An 18243-nucleotide genomic window follows, 5' to 3' on the forward strand; every position below is an offset into this window, starting at 1 on the left:
TTGCGGCCCCACTGCAGCTCGCGCTCGATCAACGCGGCATAGACCGGCAGGTCGAGGGCTTTCTTCACCAGGGTCGGGTTGGTGGTGCAGTCCACCGGACGCAGGCGCTTGATGGCCTCGTAGTCACCGGTATCGGCGACGACGACGGACAGTTCACGCAGCTGGGCGAGCTTGGAGCGGGGCTGGGTCATTGCAGGTTCCTGGTACAGGCCGGCGCGAGGCGCTCAGCGGTGGAAATCGCCCGCAGCTTCGGGCTGGTAGTGGACGGCGATCACGCGCAGGCGCAGCTGGCGGCCACCGGGGGCGGTCCAGTCGATGGTCTGGCCGACCGACAGGCCCAGCAGGGCGCTGCCAACCGGTGCCAGCACGGACACGCGGCCCTTGTCGAAATCCGCCTCGTGCGGATAGACCAGGGTCAGGGAATGCTTTTCGTCGTGCAGTTCGTCTTCGCAGTCCACGCGGGAGTGCATGGTGACGATACCGGCCGGGATTTCCTCCGGCGGCAACACCTGGGCGCGTTCAAGCTCCTGCGAGAGGGCGACGGCGGCCGGGTGCCGGCTCAGGGCCGGGGAGTCGAGCAGGGCCTCGAGGCGGGCCATGTCGCGGGTGGAAACGATGATCGATGGCGGGAGACCGCTGTGGCTGGTCATGGGATGTTCCTTATCTAATGAAGAAAAAATGCAAGCAAAAGGCGACGCCTTGCCGGCGCCGCCCGGGCACTATTGTGCAGATGTCAGGGGTCGCTTGCGACCCTTTCAGGATGATGGGGCCGCCACGGCCGGGATGCAATGTGGGGCGGGGGACTGTTCAGATTGCGGGTTGGGGCTGTACCCCTCCCCAACTCTCCCCTTGGCTGCGCCAAAGGGAGGGAGCGGTTCCGCGGGGTCCTTCAGATTGCAGCCAACGCCGCTTCCGCCCCCTCCCTCGCGCATCGCGCAGGGGAGGGGGGGGCGAGGGGTAAAGCCCCAGCCCTCAGTGCAACCGCAACAACCCCGCCGGCAGTTGCTTGAACAACTGCGCGAACTGCTCCAGGAAGGCGCCCATCGCCGAGCTGCGCCGCCAGACCATGGCGATGCGCCGGTTGGGCTGGGGGTCGCCCTGGAAGGGCACCAGCTGGATGTTCTCCGAGCGCGCCACCGGCGGCTTGACCGCGAGCATCGGCAACAGCGTGACGCCGACGTTGGCGGCCACCATCTGCCGCAGGGTTTCCAGGCTGGTGGCCTGGAATTCGGACTTCTCCAGGGCGCCGGCCAGGTGGCAGACATCCAGCGCCTGGTCGCGCAGGCAATGGCCGTCCTGCAGCAGCAGCAGGCGCTGGTCGGACAGGTCGTCCAGCCGCAGCGTGTCGTGCGCGGCCAGCGGGTGGCCTTCCGGCGCGGCCAGCACGAACGGTTCCTCGAACAGGAACTCGGTGTGCAGCTGCTCATCGTTGACCGGCAACGCCAGCAGCGCGGCGTCGAGCTGGCCATTGCGCAGCTGTGCCATCAGCACGTCGCTCTTTTCCTCGACCAGCAGCATCTCCAGCTGCGGGAAGCGCTGGCGGATCGCCGGCACCACGTGCGGCAGCAGGTAGGGGCCGAGCGTGGGGAAGATGCCCAGCCGCACCGTGCCGGCTTCCGGGTCGCGGCTGCGGCGCGCGGCTTCCTTCATCTGCTCGACCTCGGCGACGATGCCGCGCGCGCGCATCGCGGCCTCGCGCCCGGCCGGGGTCAGCATCACCTTGCGCGGCGCACGCTCGACCAGCGGCACGCCCAGTTCCTCTTCCAGCTTCTTGATCTGGGTGGACAGCGTCGGCTGGCTGACGAAACACGCCGCCGCCGCGCGGCCGAAGTGCTTGTGCTCGGCCAGTGCCACCAGGTACTTCAGGTCACGCAGGTTCATGGCGGACTCCGGTCAATGGACGCAACGGCAACAGGAGCGAAGGGCAGTGTTCCCCTCGCTCCTGTTCGGGCAGACGCCTGAGGTCAGGCGGTTTCAGCCACTTCGGCCTTGGCAACCGCCGGGGCCGGGGTACGGATCAGGTGGTCGAACGCGCTCAGCGCGGCGGTCGAGCCGGCGCCCATGGCGATGATGATCTGCTTGTACGGCACCGTGGTGCAGTCACCGGCAGCGAACACGCCCGGCACGTTGGTCTGGCCGCGGTCGTCGATGACGATCTCGCCGCGGTTGCTCAGTTCCACCGTGCCACGCAGCCACTCGGTGTTCGGCAGCAGGCCGATCTGCACGAAGATGCCTTCCAGCTCGACACGGTGCGAATCGCCACCGACGCGGTCGGTGTAGACCAGCCCGTTGACCTTCTGGCCGTCGCCCAGCACCTCGGTGGTCTGTGCGTTGAGCACCACCTTCACGTTGGGCAGGCTGTTGAGCTTGGCCTGCAGCACCTGGTCGGCGCGCAGCTTGCTGTCGAACTCGAACACGGTGACGTGGCTGACGATGCCGGCCAGGTCGATGGCCGCCTCGACGCCGGAGTTGCCGCCGCCGATCACCGCCACGCGCTTGCCCTTGAACAGCGGGCCGTCGCAGTGCGGGCAGTAGGCCACGCCCTTGTTGCGGTACGCGTCCTCGCCCGGGACGTTCATCTGCCGCCAGCGTGCGCCGGTGGACAGGATCACCGTCCTGGACTTCAGCGAGGCACCGTTCTCCAGCTTCACTTCGACCAGGCCATCGGCACCGGCCGGCACCAGTTCGGTGGCGCGCTGCAGGTTCATGATGTCCACCTCGTACTCACGCACGTGGGCTTCCAGCGCGCTGGCCAGCTTCGGGCCCTCGGTGTGCTGCACCGAGATGAAGTTCTCGATGGCCATGGTGTCCAGCACCTGGCCACCGAAACGCTCGGCGGCCACGCCGGTGCGGATGCCCTTGCGGGCGGCATAGATCGCCGCGGCCGAACCGGCCGGGCCACCGCCAACCACCAGTACGTCGAACGCGTCCTTGGCGTTGATCTTCTCGGCATCGCGGGCGGCGGCGCCGGTGTCGAGCTTGGCGATGATCTGCTCCAGGCTCATGCGCCCGGAGTCGAACATCTGGCCACCCTGGAACACCATCGGCACGGCCATCACCTGGCGCTGCTCCACTTCCTGCTGGAACGCACCGCCTTCGATCACGGTGGTGCGGATGTTCGGGTTGACGATGGCCATCAGCGCCAGCGCCTGCACCACGTCCGGGCAGTTGTGGCAGGTCAGCGACATGTAGACGTCGAAGTCGAACGTGCCATGGATCGCCTTGATGCTGTCCAGCACCTCCTCGGCAACCTTGGGCGGATGGCCGCCGGTCCACAGCAGGGTCAGCACCAGCGATTCGAATTCGTGGCCCAGCGGCAGGCCGGCGAAACGCACGCCATGGTCCTGGCCTTCGCGGGCAACCACGAACGAGGGACGACGGGTGTCGGTGCCGGAGGCGTCCAGGGTGATCTTGCCGTTGCCGGCGGCGACGATGTCGTCCAGCAGGCCACGCATTTCCTGGGCGGCGGCGCTGTCATCGAGCGAGGCGATCAGGCGCAACGGTTGGCGCAGCAGGCCCATGTACTGCTGCAACTGGGTCTTGAGGGTGTCGTCAAGCACGGCGCAACTCCTTGAACGAGGCAAAACGGGGGGAGGACGCGGTTGCCTGGGCAACGCGCCGGAAAAGTAGGGGTGAACCGCAGCGGGCTGTCGGGCTTGCTTGCGTGATGCTGGCTGGCATCAACACGCTGCGGTTCACCCCCACGCCCGCCGCGAAGGCGGGGTGGGAGTGCCGGGGAGATGGGCCAGAGGCCTGGCGCATCCCGACCGGCGTGTTGCGGCTTAGATCTTGCCGACCAGGTCCAGCGACGGGGTCAGGGTCTTCTCGCCTTCCTTCCACTTGGCCGGGCAGACCTGGTTCGGGTTGGCGGCGGTGAACTGGGCGGCCTTCAGCTTGCGCAGGGTCTCGGACACGTCACGGGCGATCTCGTTGGAGTGGATCTCCAGGGTCTTGATCACGCCTTCCGGGTTGATCACGAAGGTGCCACGCAGGGCCAGGCCTTCTTCCGGAATGTGCACGCCGAAGGCGTTGGTCAGCTGGTGGGTCGGGTCGCCGACCAGCGGGAACTGGGCCTTGCCGACGGCCGGCGAGGTTTCGTGCCACACCTTGTGCGAGAAGTGGGTGTCGGTGGTGACGATGTAGACCTCGGCGCCGGCCTTCTGGAACTCGGCGTAGTGCTCGGCGGCGTCTTCGATCTCGGTCGGGCAGTTGAAGGTGAACGCTGCCGGCATGAAGATCAGGACGGACCACTTGCCCTTCAGCGAGGCCTCGGTGACTTCGATGAACTTGCCGTTGTGGTAAGCGTTGGCCTTGAACGGCTGGACCTGGGTGTTGATCAGGGACATGGAACTTCCTCTTGGTTGAAGGGGCGGGGGTGAAGCGTTGGAAAGAAGACTAATAGGCAAAAACTAATAAAACAAATGAATTGGATGCATCGCATCAATAGATTTTGACTATCGTTCAGCGGCGTGAAATGCCGATACGTCCGGATATCGGGGCTTTTGCCCGGTTCGCAAGCCGGGGCCGGATGAACATGAATCGATTCACATAGGCAACGGTTATGCCGACCGAGGTAGGCAGGCCGGAGCGCGGTGACTATCCTCGCCGTCCTGAAAACATCCCGCGAAGAGGTAGTGAAGTGTCCACGGTGAACGTTGCCGAGCTGTTGCGGGAAGCTGCCGGGCGCCTGTCCGGTGCCGATGCCCGCCACGAGGCCGAGCAGTTGCTGCTGCACGTGCTGGGCGTGGAACGTGCCTGGCTGTTCGCCCATGCCACCGACGCGGTGGACCAGGACGCGCGGCAGCGCTTCGAGCTGCTGGTCACACGCCGGGCCGAAGGCCACCCGCTGGCCTACCTGGTCGGCCGGCGCGGGTTCTGGACGCTGGACCTGCAGGTCAACACCGCCACCCTGATCCCGCGCCCGGAAACCGAGCTGCTGGTCGAGCAGGCGCTGGCCCGGTTGCCCGACGACGACATGGTGCGGGTGGCCGACATGGGCACCGGCAGCGGTGCGGTGGCTCTGTCCATCGCCAGCGAGCGGCCGTTGGCCACGGTGATGGCCACCGACGTGCTTGGCCCGGCTTTGGCGGTGGCAGTGAAGAACGCGCAGGCACATGGCCTGGAGAACGTCTGGTTCCGTCGTGGGCATTGGTTCGTGGCGCTGGGGGCGGACCGTTTCGACATGATCGTCAGCAACCCGCCGTACATCGCCGCCGGTGACCCGCACCTGGCGCAGGGCGACCTGCGCTTCGAGCCGCCACCGGCCCTGGCATCGGGTGCCGACGGGCTGGACGCGATCCGCGAGATCGTGGCCGGCGCGCCCGAGCACCTGGTGCCCGGAGGCTGGTTGCTGCTGGAACACGGTTGGGACCAGGGGGAAGCGATCCGCGCACTGCTGGAGCAGGCCGGCTTCGTCGACGCGCAGACCGTGCAGGACCTGGAACAGCGCGACCGGGTAACGCTGGGCCGCCTGCCCGCATAGGCCCCCGCAGCGGCAGTGCCGAGCCACGCTCGGCAAGCGACCTTCCCGGCAACGCCCCGCGCGGCAGGGCTGCGCTCCACCGGCGTGCGCCGACAAGAACAAAACAGCGCTGCGCTAAACTGCCGCTTCTGTTCCCGTGAGGTCGCCATGCGCACGCTTTACCCCGCCATCGAGCCGTACGAAACCGGCACGCTCAAGGTCGATGACCGCCACACCCTGTACTTCGAACAATGCGGCAACCCGGACGGCAAGCCGGTGGTGATGCTGCACGGTGGCCCCGGCGGCGGCTGCACGCCGAAGATGCGCCAATTCCACGACCCGTCCAAGTACCGGATCATCCTGTTCGACCAGCGCGGTTCGGGCCGCTCCACGCCGCATGCCGACCTGGTGGACAACACCACCTGGGACCTGGTGGCCGACATCGAGAAGCTGCGCGCGCAGCTGGGTATCGACCGCTGGCAGGTGTTCGGCGGCAGCTGGGGCTCGACGCTGGCGCTGGCCTATGCGCAAACCCATCCGCAGCGCGTGACCGAGCTGGTGCTGCGCGGCATCTTCATGCTGCGCCGCTGGGAACTGGAATGGTTCTACCAGGAAGGCGCCAACCGCCTGTTCCCGGACGCCTGGGAGCACTACCTCAAGCCGATCCCGGAAGTGGAACGCGCCGACCTGATCTCGGCCTTCCATCGCCGCCTGACCAGCGATGACGAGGCCACCCGTCTGGGCGCGGCCAGGGCGTGGAGCGTGTGGGAAGGCGCCACCAGCTTCCTGCACGTGGACGATGACTTCATCAACAGCCACGAGGACCCGCAGTTCGCGCTGGCGTTCGCGCGCATCGAGAACCACTATTTCGTCAACGGCGGCTTCTTCGAGGTGGAAGACCAGCTGCTGCGCGACGCGCACAAGATCGCCCATATCCCGGGCGTGATCGTGCACGGCCGCTACGACGTGGTGTGCCCGCTGGCCAATGCGTGGGACCTGCACAAGGTGTGGCCGAAGGCCCAGCTGCAGATCACGCCGGCCTCGGGCCACTCGGCGTTCGAGGCCGAGAACGTGGATGCGCTGGTGCGCGCCACCGATTCGTTCGCCGGCTGAGCTGCTCGATCATGTGGCATGGACGGGCGGCGCAGGCCGCCCGTTCTGTTTCCGTCGCCGGCCTCACCATTCCCCGGCCAGCAGTGCATCGGCCAACACCTGCAGCTTGGGCGAGCATTGCCGCGAGGGCGGGTAGATCAACGACAGCTCGCGGCTGCGCCCTTCGGCGGCCTGCAACACGCGCTGCAGGCGACCATCGGCGAGTGCGTCGGCCACCGCGAAGTCCATCACCTGCACGATGCCGATGCCGGCCAGCGCGGCTTCCACCAGCGGGTCGCCGCTGTCGAACACCATCCGCGCCGGCGGCGTGAACTCGCGCAGCTGGCCGTCCGCATCACGGAACTGCCAGTCCACCAGCCGCCCGCTGCGCAGGTTGCGCACCGCCAGGCAGCGGTGTTCGCGCAACGCCTGCACGCTGTCCGGCGCACCGTGCTGGGCCAGGTAGGCCGGGCTGGCCACCGTCACCCAGCGCAGCGGCCGCAGCCGTCGCGCGATCATGCGCTGGTCGGCGACCGGGCCGGTGCGCAGGGCCGCGTCGAAACCTTCCTCGAACAGGTCGACCAGGCGGTCACTCAGCACCGCCTCGATCTGCAGCTGCGGGTACCTGGCCATCAGCTGCCCGGCCAGGGGCACCAGCACCTTGCGCCCGAACATCGACGGGGCGGTGATCTTGAGCGTGCCCGAGGGCGTGCATGGGCGGTCGCCGAGCTGGCGGCGCGCATCTTCCAGCCCGCACAGCAGCGGCGTGACCTGGTCGATGAACTGGCGGCCGTCCGGGGTCAGGCCGACGTTGCGGGTGTTCCGCTGCAGCAGCTTGACCCCCAGCCCGGCCTCCAGGCGGCTGATCGCCCGTGACAGCCCGGACTGGCTCAGCCCCAGTTGCCCGGCGGCCACGGTGAAGCTGCGGGCCTCGGCCACCTGCACCAGCATCCGCACCGCGTTGAGATCGAAGGGAATGTCATTCATGCGAAAAATCATCGCAGAAATCGACATTAGGTGGTTTATGCATTCATGCGCATCAATGACACTGCCAGCCCCTTTTGAGCGAGGCCGTCATGCCCCCTCTTCGATACCCGCGGCTGGCGCTGAGCCTGCTGGCGATGGCCCAGCTGATCATCGCGCTGGACGCCACCATCATCTTCGTCGCCCTGCACGACATGGGCCGGGCGTTGCAGGTCAACGCCCAACAACTGCAATGGATCGTCAGCGGCTACACCGTGGCCTTTGGCGGCTGCCTGCTGCTGGGTGGGCGCGCGGCCGACCTGCTGGGGCGCCGCCGCATCTACCGGCTGGGCATGATCGTGTTCGCGCTGGCCTCGCTGTTGGGCGGGTTCGCCGGCAGCGTCGGTGGGCTGGTCGCCGCGCGGGCGGCGCAGGGCGTGGGAGCGGCATTGCTGTTCCCGGCCACGCTGGCGTTGATCAACACGCTGTATGCCGAAGGCCCGGTGCGCAACCGCGCGCTGGCGATCTGGAGCATGGCCAGCGCGCTCGGGCTGGCGCTGGGCACCCTGCTGGGCGGTGTGCTGACCCAGGTGTTCGGCTGGTCCTCGGTGCTGTGGGTGATCGTGCCGTTTGCCACGGCCTGCGCGGTGCTGGGCGGGGCCTGGCTGCCACGTGACGGCGAAATGCCGCGCGGGCGTTCGTTCGACCTGGCCGGCTGCCTGACCGTCACCGTCGGCGGCAGCCTGCTGGTGGCCACCCTGGTGCAGGGGCCGGAATGGGGCTGGCTGGCACCGCGCACCGTGCTTTGCCTGGCAATGGCGGCCGTGTTGCTGGCGGCCTTCGTGTGGATCGAGCGGCGCAGCCATGACCCGCTGATGCAGTTCAGCCTGTTGCGCCTGCCCGGCCTGCGCCTGGCGATGGGGCTGACCTTCCTGTTCATGAGCAGCTATGGCGTGCAGTACTACTTCCTGGCGCTGTACTTCCAGGATGGCTATGGCTGGAGCCCGTTGCAGGCCGGCTTGGCATTCCTGCCGGCCACCGCGGTGTGCACCTTCGGCATCCGGATCGCCGAGCGCGCGCTGCAGCGGCTGCGGGTGGAGCAGGTGTTGGTATGGGGGTTGGGACTGGGCGCGGCGGGTATCGCGCTGGTTGCGGCATTGCTGCCGCAGGGAGCGGGTTTCTGGCCACTGCTGCCGGGCGTGGTGCTGCTGAGCATCGGCCAGGGCATGACCTGGACGGCGATGTGGATCGTGGCCGGGCAGGGCGTGCCGGCGGCACAGCAGGGCGTGGCCTCGGGCATGGCCGCCACCGCCCAGCAGATTGGTGGTGCGCTGGGTCTGGCGGTGCTGGTGATGCTGGCCAACGCCGCGGGCGGCGAGCCGGGGACGGCACCGGCCCTGGCCGGCCTGGTGCGCGCCGAGTTCGGCGCAGCGGCATTCGCGCTGCTCGGCGTGGTGCTGGTGATGCTGGCGCGGCGACCCCAACCGGCCTGCGACGGGACACCATCGGCCGGCTGAACGGTGCAGCGGTCGCTGGCGTGATGTGTCGGTGTTGACACATCACGCCGCCGGTCGCCGTGCAGCATGGTCGCCGGTGTTACCGGACAGGATCTGCATCGTGGTGTTGCATGCAAAGGGTGGATGGGTGCTTGCCTGCGTGCTGGTGATCGCACCGGCGGCAGCGCAGCAGGTGGCCGGTGATCCGCCGGTGGAATGGAAGGCCGATGCCTCGGGCAACCGCCAGGCACAGAAGGCCGCGGAAAGGGCCGCCGGGCAGGCTTCGCCGCCGCGCGGCGCGGATCGTCCAACCGGTACAGGTGATGCGGGGCCGGATGCGGAAGCGGGTCCGCGTGGTCCTGGCGGCCGCGGGGGTGGAGGTCCACCCGGTGGCATGGGCGGTGGCCCCGATGGCGGCGGGATGGGCGGTGGCCGTGGTGGTCGAGGCGGCCATGGCACGGGCGGTCCGGGTGCTGCCGGTGCGGGCCATGCGACGCCGGCATCGATGCTGCGCCCGGAGATGGAATTCGCCGCGCCGCTGGAAGACACGCTGGTGCTGTACCGCAGCCGTGAATCGGTGCTGTTCGGGCGCAAGGACACCACTGACGTGGTGATGCTGCCCTTGTCGGGTGCGGCGGTGAGCATTGCCCCGGGCGTGGAAGCCCGCCTGCATGATGTGCCCGATGGGCTGCGCGTGGAGGTCACCACCTCCAACGGCATCCGCGTCAACTATCGCTACCGCGATGAGGCTGCTGGCGTGTTGCGCGTGGACATACTGGCCGAAGGCCCGGTGCCGCGTCCGGGCGCGCGTTTCGAGGTCACCCGCCACTACAGGCGTTGAACGCAGGAGCGGCCTCGGCCGCGAAGCCGGCAGGTCATCCGGTCGCGGTCAGCCCCACATCTGACGACGCACCTGCTTCGCCCTTGAACGCGCTCCTACCTGGTCAGGCTGGGCTGCAACGTGCGGAAGATGCGTTCCAGCCGTTCGGCCCAGGCCTGTTGGCCGGCGGCATCGGCGATCAGGTCCTGGCGGATCTCCAGCTCCACGTGCACCAGTCCGCGGCCTTCGCCATGCACCGGCACGGCGTAGTCGCTGTTGCGGTTGACCGAATACGGCTCGTTGTCGCCAACCACCAGGTCGCCTTCGGCGCGCAGCGCCTGCAGCAGTGCATGTGCGAAGCGGGTGTCCTGGTGGTAGAGCACACCCGCGTGCCACGGGCGCTGCATACCGTTCATCGCCGGGGTGAAGCTGTGCATCATCACCAGCACGGTGGGGATGCCGGCCTCACGGCGACGGTCCAGCTCGGCGCTGATGCGCGCGTGGTAGGGCGCATGGATGGCGTCGATGCGTTGCTGGCGCTGCGCGGCGCTCAGGCCGGCGTTGCCGGGGATCAGCGTGCCGTCGCTGACCTCGGGGATCAGCGTCGGCGAGGCGAGCGGGCGGTTGCAGTCGATCAGCAGGCGCGAATAGGTCTGTTCGATCGCCCAGGCATCCAGCCGCTTGGCCAGTGCGCGGGTGGTGCCGGCGATGCCGATGTCCCAGCCGATATGCCGGTCCAGCTCCGCCTGCGGCAGGCCGAGGTCGTGCAAGGCTGCGGGCACCTGCTGGCCGGCATGATCGGCCAGCAGCACGAACGGCGAGCGCCCGTGCGGGTGGTGCACGGTGAAGATCGCCGGGTCGCCGGCATCAAGCAGCGGCGGCAATGCCTGCTCTCCGGAATCAGCCACGCGGCCTCCCGTCGAGGTGGTGCTCGATCATCCACAGGCCGGCCCAGAGCTTGGCGTCCAGCTCGTAGCCTTCGCCCATCTTCTCGACCAGCCATGCCGCGGCACGCGCACGCGGGATGCTGTGCACGGTGATGTCCTCGCTGTCGTCGCCACCGCCGTTGCCAACTTTGCGCAGGCCGGTGGCGCGCACGAAGGCGATCTTCTCGTTGCTGGCGCCGGATGACGTCGGGCCGATCATCAGTACTTCGGCGTGGTCGGCGGTCCAGCCGGTTTCCTCTTCCAGTTCGCGCACCGCCGACTCCTCGATGGACTCGCCGGCGGTGACGTCACCGACCAGGCCTGCCGGCATCTCGATGGTGCGTGCCTGCAGCGGCACGCGGAACTGTTCGACGAACAGCACCTCGTCCTGCGGGGTGACTGCGATGATGATCGCGGCCAGGCCACCGGCGTGGGTGCGCTCGCTGTACTCCCAGGTGCCGCGCACGACCATGCGCTGGTACTTGCCTTCGTAGACGACGCGGGGGGCTGCGGTGTTCTGGCTCATGCGAACTCGTTGGCGGAAGGAGAGGACGTTTCGATGCCCGCGGCCGACAGCAACCGGCGCCGGGTCATCGGGCCGAAGCGCAGTGCATCGCACAGCCCGCCCAGCATGTCCGCGTCGGCATTGCCGCGGGTGAAGCCGGGGCGCGCGGTGGCCAGCGGTGCGTCCACCGCGATGGTGGTCAGCTGGCGGAACAGCAGGGCCAGTTCGCGCTGCTCGCGCAGGCGCACGGCCATGGTCGCCGCACCGCGCAGGCGCAGGAACGGCACTTCGTCGATGCGTTCGAGCAGGGCGTCGAGGCTGCCGAAGTGCGACAACAGCACCGCCGCCGACTTGGTGCCGATGCCGGACACGCCGGGGATGTTGTCCACCGCATCGCCGCACAGCGCCAGGTAGTCGGCGATCTGGTGTGCGTGCACGCCGTGGCGCGCCTTCACCCCGGCCGCGCCCCAGCGCTGGTTGCGCGCGTAGTCCCATTGCTCGTCGTGTTCGAGCAGCAACTGCGAGAGATCCTTGTCGGCCGAGACGATCACCCCGCGCAGGCCATGCCCGCGGCCGGCGTGCAGCGCCGTGCCGATGAGGTCGTCGGCCTCGTACTCGCGGTCGGCCAGCACGTCCAGGCCCAGCGCCGCGCACAACGCCTTGCAGTGCGCGAACTGGCGGCGCAGTTCATCCGGGGCGGGGTCGCGGTTGGCCTTGTAGGCCGGGTAGATGCGGTGGCGGAAGCAGCTGTCCAGTGCCTCGTCGAAGGCCACGGCGATATGCCGCGGGCGTTCGCGTTCGAGCAGGTCCAGCAGGAAGCGGGCAAAGCCGTGCACGGCATTGACCGGCCAGCCCTGGCTGTCCTGGAACTCGTCCGGCATCGAATGCCAGGCGCGGAACACGTACAGGCTGGCGTCGACCAGGTACAGCGGCGCGCTGGCCGGGGCGGTGCTCACGGCCGGTAGTCCTGCAGCAGCGCGGCCGGGTCCGGGCGGTCACGGTCGGGCACCTGCAGCTTCGGCGTGCCGACATGGATGAAGCCGACGATGTGCTCGTCCTGGCCCAGGCCAAGGTGGTCGGCGACTGCGGCGTCATAGGCCATCCAGGCAGTCAGCCACTGCGCGCCGAAGCCGAACCCCTGCGCGGCCTGCAGCAGCGCGAAGCAGACGCAACCGGCGGTCAGCAGTTGTTCCTGCACCGGCACCTTGTGGTCGGGTTGCAGGTGGGCGATGACGGTCACGATCAGCGGCGCATGCGAGAAGCGCAGGCGGTCCTTCTCGATCACCGCTTCGGCGGCGTGCGGGTCGCGCTCACGGCTGCGCCGGGCGAGGAACGCGCCCAAAGCGTGACGGGCATCGCCGCGGATCTGCAGGAATCTGAACGGGACCAGCTTGCCGTGGTCGGGTACGCGCACGGCGGCTTCAAGCATGCGCAGCAGGGTGGCCGGGTCCGGGGCGGGTTCGCCCAGTTGCTTGGACGGAACCGAAACGCGCTGGTTCAAGGCGTGCAGGAAACAGTTGTCGGACATGACTCACCGGGGGCAAAACACGGTCGGGGATTATAGACGGCGGGACGATGACACCTTGGGTAGCGCAAACTGTGATTGCCATCATCGCCCTGGAAGGGCGGTGAAATTCGCCAATATTCCGCGGCCCGCTTAGCATAGACGGCCGTGCCGGGATGCCGGTCATGAGGTTTGAAGTGCTTACTGCATCACTGACCCTGTTCAGCTACTCGCCCTACCATCCACGGGCGGAAACAGGGGCCGCGTCCGCTTGTCCTAACCCGTCTATCAAAAGTCCAGCGCCTTCACGGGTGTGGAGCCTTTGCGCATGATGTCCAACCCGCAAGTCCCGGGCCAGCCCGGTCGTAACCAGAACCTTCTGGCCGTGGCGCGTGAAGCGGCATTGCCGGCGCTGTCCAAGCTGTTCGACAAGGTCCTGGCCGGGTTCGACGATGCGTTGTTCGATCGGGCCGGAAGTGCCGGCGCCTCGCAGATGGCCTTCCTCGACGGCATGCGCGAGCTGCGCCGCCGCCGCGACGAGGTTTCCCGTCTTTTCTCCAGCCACCTGCAGCAGGCCTGGGCCGCGCTGGAATCGGGTGCGCCGCAGTCGGCGGAAAGCGTCATGGCCGGTGCCGGCGAGGGTGGGCTGGCGCTGGTGCCCGAACACGTCCTGGAGTCGCGGCTGGCGGTGCGCAACCTGGCCACCGTGCTGCTGCGTGAGTACAAGCAGGTGCTGGCGCGGCTGGACCATCGCCTGGGCTGGGTTGCCGGCGGTCAGGAACTCAATGCCGACACCAATCCGATCAGTCCCGAACATATCGGCGTCGCCCTGCACGAGGCCTTCGCCCCGTGTGACCTGACCCCGGAAGTGCGCCTGGTGCTGTTCAAGCTGTGCGAACGGGAACTGGCCGGCAGTATCGGCAAGTTGTACGAGGCGCTGGACGAGCGCCTGGCCCAGGCCGGCGCAGCCCCTGAACTGGGTGCGCCGCGCCGCCAGCCGCCGCGGCGGCCGGCGGCGGTACCGGACGCTGATGCCCCGGACGAGGATGGCTTCGACCCGCAGGGCGGGGCACCGGGCTGGGCACGACGCTTCTCCGAACGCTTCGCGCAGCAGCGCGCCAACCTCGGCCGCATGGGCGAAGCCCAGGGCGAGGGATACGCGCAGGGCGGTGGCGGATTCGAAGTCGATGGCGCCACCCAGCAGGGCATGGTGCTCGAGGCGTTGCATGAGCTGCTGGTGCAGTCGCGGCAGGCGCGCGGCGCAGCCGCCAGTGGCATCGGCGGCGCTGCCGCCGGCCACGGCGGTGAGCCAGGCCTGCAGCGCGCCTTGAACCAGCGCGAGATGATGTCGGTGCTGTCGCTGCTGCAGGCCACGCCCAGTGCCACCCTGCGCGCGGCCGTCGGCGAAGACGGCGAATCGTTGGCGCAGCGGCTCAAGAGTGAAGTGCTGGCCGGCGCGACCCGGCTGGGCGTGGACCCGGCGCAGGCGCACCTGGATCCGCAGGACGAAGATGCCATCGACCTGGTTGGCATGCTGTTCGACGTGATGCTCGACGAACGTGACCTGGAAGGCCGTTCGCGCGAGCTGATCGGCCGGCTGGTGGTGCCGTTCGTCAAGGTCGCCATGCTCGACCGTCGCATGTTCGTGCAGAAGACCCACCCGGCGCGGCGCCTGCTCAACTCGCTGGCTGAGGCCTGCGAGGGCAACGCGGGCGAGAGCCAGTCCGAGCGCGCGCTGATGGGCAAGGTCGAGGAAATCATCGAGAGGTTGACGGCCGAGTTCAACGAGAACCTGGCCATCTTCCTGACGCTGGAGGAGGAGTTCCGCGAATTCCTGGCCCAGCACCGCCGCCGCATCGAGATCGCCGAGCGCCGCGCCGCCGAAACGCAGCGTGGCCAGGAGAAACTGGAGGTCGCGCGCAGCCGCGCCGCCCTCGAGCTGGAACGTCGGGTCGCCGACCAGGGCCTGCCCAAGGCCATCGACGATTTCCTGCGCCAGCCATGGAACCACCACCTGACCCTGACCCTGCTGCGCGAAGGCGAAGAGGGCGAGGGCGTCACCGAGGCCCTGAAGCTGGCCGACGAGGTGCTGGAGGAAGTTGCCGAGGCGCGCCGTCATATCGTCGGCAAGCCGTGGCTGCAGTCCTGCCAGCCGGGGCTGCGCAAGGTGTTCGCCAGCGTCGGTGTCCATGGCGATGCGGGGACGGCGGCCATCGATGCCCTGCACGACACCCTGCAGTCGATCGCCGAAGTGCGGCCGGAGCTGGAGCGCGCGCTGCCCGAACTGCCGCAGGTGGCGCTGCCGACCCCGCCGGCGCAGGAAGCCCCGGCCATCGACTTCGGCAGCACGGCCAAGGCCGAGGACTTCGACGACAGTGATGCCGAGCGCTTCCGTCGGATGGAGATCGGCACCTGGCTGGACTTCATCGACAAGGACGGCAAGCTGCAGGCCGGCAAGTTGTCCTGGGTGAGCCCGATTTCCTCGCGCCTGCTGTTCGTCAACCGCCGCGGCATCCGCTTCTGCGTGGCCTCGCCGGAAGAACTGGCGGTGATGGTGCGGCTGGGCCGCCTGCGTCCGCACGTGGACGATGGCGCCTTCGACAGCGCCATGCAGGGCGTGATCGACCGCCTGGAGCCGCAGCCGGCCGCGGTCGGCTGATCGCCGCGCACGTTCGGGGCTTTGCTACGATCCGGGCAGTTGATCCACTGCGCATCGGGGACTGGAATGGCCGTTGATGTACGTGTTCTGAAGGAAGCCGCCCAGGGCGAGCGGCGTGTCGCCGCCACGCCGGAGACGGTCAGGAAGCTGCTGGCCACCGGTGCCAGCGTACGGGTGCAGCCCGGTGCCGGCGTGGCCGCCGGCTTCACCGACCAGGCCTATCTGGAAGCGGGGGCGACACTGGACGAAGCCGTGGAGACCGCCGACCTGGTGCTGTGCGTGCAGCCACCGCCGGTGGCGATGATCGAGCGTTTCAAGGCCGGCGTGGTGCTGGTTGGCATGCTGCATCCACAGGCCGAGCCGGCACGTACGGCGGCGTTGCAGGCCCGGCAGGTACAGTGCTTCCCGCTGGAGCGCCTGCCGCGCACCACCCGCGCGCAGGCCATGGACGTGCTCAGCTCGCAGGCCGGCATGGCCGGCTACAAGGCCACGCTGATCGCCGCGCAGCTGACCCCGCGCTTCTTCCCGATGCTGACCACTGCCGCCGGCACGATCCGCCCGTCCAAGGTGCTGGTGGTCGGTGCCGGCGTGGCCGGCCTGCAGGCGGTGGCGACCGCCAAGCGGCTGGGCGCGGCAGTGGAGGGCTTCGACGTGCGCCCGGAAACCCGCGAGCAGATCGAATCGTTGGGCGGCAAGTTCCTGGACCTGGGTGTCAGTGCGGCGGGCGAGGGCGGTTATGCGCGCCAGCTGACCGAGGACGAGCGCGCCGAGCAGCAGCGGCGGCTGGCCGAGCACCTGAAGGGTGTGGATGTGGTGATCTGTACCGCCGCGGTACCCGGGCGCCCGGCGCCGAAGATCATCACCGCGGCGATGGTGTCCGGCATGCGGCCGGGCAGCGTGATCGTCGATCTTGCCGCCGAGACCGGTGGCAACTGCGAGGCCACCCGTCCGGGTGAGACCGTCGAGGTGGGGGGCGTCACCGTGGCCGGTCCGCTGGACCTGGCCAGCATGGGGGCCATCCATGCCAGCGAGATGTATGCGCGCAACGTCTACAACTTCGTGTCGCTGTTCCTGAAGGAGGGCGCGCTGCGCCTGGACTGGAGCGACGAACTGCTGGTCAGGACGGTGTGGCCGCAGCGTCCGGCGGGCGGCGAGATCCCGCCGGTGTGAGGTGGGTCTCGCGGGGTGGGGGGAGGCGGAAATCCAAAGCCCCCTCATCCGCCCCTGCGGGGCACCTTCTCCCGCAAGCGGGAGAAGGACGTGTCATGCGGACTTCCGGTTCACGGGCGGGCTCAGGTTGCGGCGAACCCATCCCTTCTCCCGTGGGCGGGAGAAGGTGCCCCGCAGGGGCGGATGAGGGCGGGCCTTTGACGCTCTACCGCTGCGGACGGGCCGGTGGCGGATTGGCTTCCACCCATTGCCGGCGTTGCTCGGGCGTCATCTTCACCCACTGGTCGTGCAGCTGCTGGCGCTGGGTCCTGTCCAGGCCGCGCATCCTGGCGAACAGCGCCTGTGCCTCGCGGCGCTGCTGCGGTGACATGTGTTCGAAGCGGTGCATGCCACGGCGCGCCTGCTCACGCTGTTCCGGGGTCATCTGCTGCCAGCTGCGGGCATGGTCATAGATGCGCTGGCGGCGGTCCGGCGAGGCGTTCCAGCGGTCACGCATCGGCGTGATCAGGGTTTCGCGCTGGGCCGGCGTCAGCTGGTCCCATTCGGGCAATGGCGGGGATTGCTGGGCCAGCGCCGGGATCGCGGCCAGGACTAGCAGCAGGGGCAACACGCGGGGGATCAGGGCGTTCATCAGGGTCATTCCATCGCCAGGTTGTCCGAGCCCAGCCACAGGTACAGCTCGGGGCTCTCATCGAACGGCAGGGGCGCATCGATCGCATCGTCGCTGTCGACCGTGGCCGCTGCCGTGGCTGTGGCCGGTGCGGCCACCGGTGCATCGGTGCCGTTGAAGCGTAGCGCGAAGGTCACGGCCAGCACCGCCGAACAGGCGGTGGCCAGCCACAGGCCACGGCGACGCCAGGGCGCGCTGGCCGTCCCGGCCTGCTGCCGTGCCTGGCGCAGCCGGGCGAGCGTGGCGGGCGACAGCGCGCCCTCGGCCTGCTGCTGCAGTTGCCGCAGGGAGCGGTCGAAATCATCCGGCGATGTGGGCAGGCGGTTCACCGCGAGGCCTCCAGTTGTTTCTGCAATGCGTCGCGCGCGCGCGACAGGTGGGTTTTTACCGAGCCTTCCGAACAGCCCATCGCCCTGGCGGTGGTGGCAACGTCCAGTTCCTGCAGGACCCGCAGGCTGAAGGCCTCGCGTTGCCGCGCCGGCAGTTGCCGCAGGGCCCGCACCAGCCGCGCATAGTCCTGCTGCTGCTCATGCTGCCGGGCCGGGCCGGCGGCTTCGTCGGCCCAGTCGATCGCGCTGTCCTGGTCCTGATCGTCCTGCGGGGCCCAGAACTTCAGGCGGAAGCTGCGGCGCCGCTGCAGGTCGATGATGCGCCGGCGCAGGATGCTCCAGAACAGCGGCGTCCATTCTTCCGGCGGTTGGTCGGCGTAGCCGAGCATGCGCTCCATCGCGTCCTGCACGGCGTCCAGCGCATCCTCGCGCTGGCGCAGCCCGGCCTCGGCGAAGCGGAAGGCGCGCGGCCCCACGCCGGCGAGGAAGGCTTCCAGCGAGGCAGGCGTGGCTGTGGACGTCAGGGGCGGGCTGGTCACCAGCACAGGGTAGCGTTCCGGCGGGGGTCTGATGGTGTAAACGCACGGGCCGGGCATTGGTTGACAGCGCAACCGTCGCATCCGCTCGGTCGCCGTGGTTATGATGCCG

Annotated in this window: 19 protein-coding genes; 6 read left to right on the forward strand and 13 right to left on the reverse strand. The window is 68.8% G+C overall.

Annotation, left to right across the window (positions count from 1 at the left end; all coding sequences use genetic code 11):
* The 5 genes from AC06FE_RS18985 to ahpC form a co-directional block, all read right to left on the reverse strand.
* The coding region (locus tag AC06FE_RS18985; RefSeq protein WP_478073939.1) for a transaldolase family protein at positions 1-191 on the reverse strand (191 nt) is incomplete at its 3' end.
* Positions 192-224: 33 nt separating this feature from the next.
* Positions 225-650 carry a nucleoside diphosphate kinase regulator gene (gene rnk / locus AC06FE_RS18990; RefSeq protein WP_132864925.1) on the reverse strand — a complete coding sequence of 142 codons (426 nt, stop codon included), beginning with the start codon at positions 648-650 and terminating at the stop codon, positions 225-227.
* A gap of 322 nt (positions 651-972) precedes the next feature.
* Positions 973-1881, reverse strand: a complete 909-nt coding sequence (locus AC06FE_RS18995; protein WP_132864924.1) for a LysR substrate-binding domain-containing protein — start codon at positions 1879-1881, stop codon at positions 973-975.
* 83 nt (positions 1882-1964) lie between these two features.
* Positions 1965-3560 carry an alkyl hydroperoxide reductase subunit F gene (ahpF, locus tag AC06FE_RS19000; RefSeq protein WP_478073940.1) on the reverse strand — a complete coding sequence of 532 codons (1596 nt, stop codon included), beginning with the start codon at positions 3558-3560 and terminating at the stop codon, positions 1965-1967.
* Between the two features lie 222 nt (positions 3561-3782).
* Positions 3783-4346 (reverse strand): alkyl hydroperoxide reductase subunit C, encoded by a 564-nt coding sequence (gene ahpC / locus AC06FE_RS19005; protein WP_132864922.1) that lies wholly within the window; start codon positions 4344-4346, stop codon positions 3783-3785.
* 293 nt (positions 4347-4639) lie between these two features.
* Here ahpC and prmC point away from each other — a divergent pair, with 293 nt between their 5' ends.
* Positions 4640-5482, forward strand: a complete 843-nt coding sequence (prmC, locus tag AC06FE_RS19010; protein WP_243694018.1) for a peptide chain release factor N(5)-glutamine methyltransferase — start codon at positions 4640-4642, stop codon at positions 5480-5482.
* Between the two features lie 147 nt (positions 5483-5629).
* Entirely contained in the window at positions 5630-6574 is a 945-nt protein-coding gene (pip, locus tag AC06FE_RS19015; protein WP_478073941.1) for a prolyl aminopeptidase, read from the forward strand.
* Between the two features lie 63 nt (positions 6575-6637).
* Here pip and AC06FE_RS19020 read toward each other — a convergent pair whose 3' ends face one another.
* Entirely contained in the window at positions 6638-7540 is a 903-nt protein-coding gene (locus AC06FE_RS19020; protein WP_478073942.1) for a LysR family transcriptional regulator, read from the reverse strand.
* A gap of 89 nt (positions 7541-7629) precedes the next feature.
* Between AC06FE_RS19020 and AC06FE_RS19025 the strand changes: the two genes are divergently transcribed.
* Together AC06FE_RS19025 and AC06FE_RS19030 are read left to right on the forward strand one after the other, a co-directional pair.
* Complete coding sequence (locus AC06FE_RS19025) at positions 7630-9033, forward strand: MFS transporter (RefSeq protein ID WP_478073943.1); 1404 nt, start codon at positions 7630-7632, stop codon at positions 9031-9033.
* Between the two features lie 100 nt (positions 9034-9133).
* Positions 9134-9853, forward strand: a complete 720-nt coding sequence (locus AC06FE_RS19030) for a hypothetical protein (RefSeq protein ID WP_478073944.1) — start codon at positions 9134-9136, stop codon at positions 9851-9853.
* Between the two features lie 95 nt (positions 9854-9948).
* Here the strand turns inward: AC06FE_RS19030 and AC06FE_RS19035 are convergent, their stop codons facing one another.
* The 4 genes from AC06FE_RS19035 to AC06FE_RS19050 are packed head-to-tail and all read right to left on the reverse strand — an operon-like array spanning position 9949 to position 12791.
* A complete protein-coding gene (locus AC06FE_RS19035) occupies positions 9949-10740 on the reverse strand; it encodes an N-formylglutamate amidohydrolase (RefSeq protein ID WP_478073945.1) in 792 nt (263 codons plus the stop codon).
* The gene (locus AC06FE_RS19040; protein ID WP_478073946.1) at positions 10733-11284 is read right to left on the reverse strand and encodes an NUDIX hydrolase; all 552 of its coding nucleotides are present in this window, start codon (positions 11282-11284) and stop codon (positions 10733-10735) included. The genes AC06FE_RS19035 and AC06FE_RS19040 overlap by 8 nt, the downstream gene beginning before the upstream one ends.
* Positions 11281-12219, reverse strand: a complete 939-nt coding sequence (locus tag AC06FE_RS19045; RefSeq protein ID WP_313254232.1) for a 5'-3' exonuclease — start codon at positions 12217-12219, stop codon at positions 11281-11283. The genes AC06FE_RS19040 and AC06FE_RS19045 overlap by 4 nt, the downstream gene beginning before the upstream one ends.
* The gene (locus AC06FE_RS19050) at positions 12216-12791 is read right to left on the reverse strand and encodes a nitroreductase family protein (RefSeq protein WP_478073947.1); all 576 of its coding nucleotides are present in this window, start codon (positions 12789-12791) and stop codon (positions 12216-12218) included. Before AC06FE_RS19050 ends, AC06FE_RS19045 begins: the two co-directional genes overlap by 4 nt.
* 304 nt (positions 12792-13095) lie before the next feature.
* Here AC06FE_RS19050 and AC06FE_RS19055 point away from each other — a divergent pair, with 304 nt between their 5' ends.
* Together AC06FE_RS19055 and AC06FE_RS19060 are read left to right on the forward strand one after the other, a co-directional pair.
* A complete protein-coding gene (locus tag AC06FE_RS19055; protein WP_478073948.1) occupies positions 13096-15426 on the forward strand; it encodes a DUF1631 domain-containing protein in 2331 nt (776 codons plus the stop codon).
* Between the two features lie 66 nt (positions 15427-15492).
* Entirely contained in the window at positions 15493-16596 is a 1104-nt protein-coding gene (locus AC06FE_RS19060; protein WP_446541875.1) for an NAD(P) transhydrogenase subunit alpha, read from the forward strand.
* Between the two features lie 205 nt (positions 16597-16801).
* On the opposite strand, the gene AC06FE_RS19065 is transcribed toward AC06FE_RS19060, so the two are convergent.
* From AC06FE_RS19065 to AC06FE_RS19075, 3 genes are read right to left on the reverse strand one after another with little or no spacing between them, the layout of a single operon-like run.
* Complete coding sequence (locus AC06FE_RS19065) at positions 16802-17236, reverse strand: DUF3106 domain-containing protein (RefSeq protein WP_192286623.1); 435 nt, start codon at positions 17234-17236, stop codon at positions 16802-16804.
* On the reverse strand, positions 17233-17595 hold the full coding sequence (locus AC06FE_RS19070) for a hypothetical protein (protein WP_192286622.1): 363 nt from the start codon (positions 17593-17595) through the stop codon (positions 17233-17235). Before AC06FE_RS19070 ends, AC06FE_RS19065 begins: the two co-directional genes overlap by 4 nt.
* Positions 17592-18191: an RNA polymerase sigma factor gene (locus tag AC06FE_RS19075; protein WP_425603673.1), complete on the reverse strand. Its 600-nt coding sequence runs from the start codon at positions 18189-18191 to the stop codon at positions 17592-17594. Before AC06FE_RS19075 ends, AC06FE_RS19070 begins: the two co-directional genes overlap by 4 nt.
* Positions 18192-18243 lie beyond the last annotated feature (52 nt).

The sequence above is a fragment of the Stenotrophomonas sp. Steno-C18 genome (assembly GCF_056393195.1).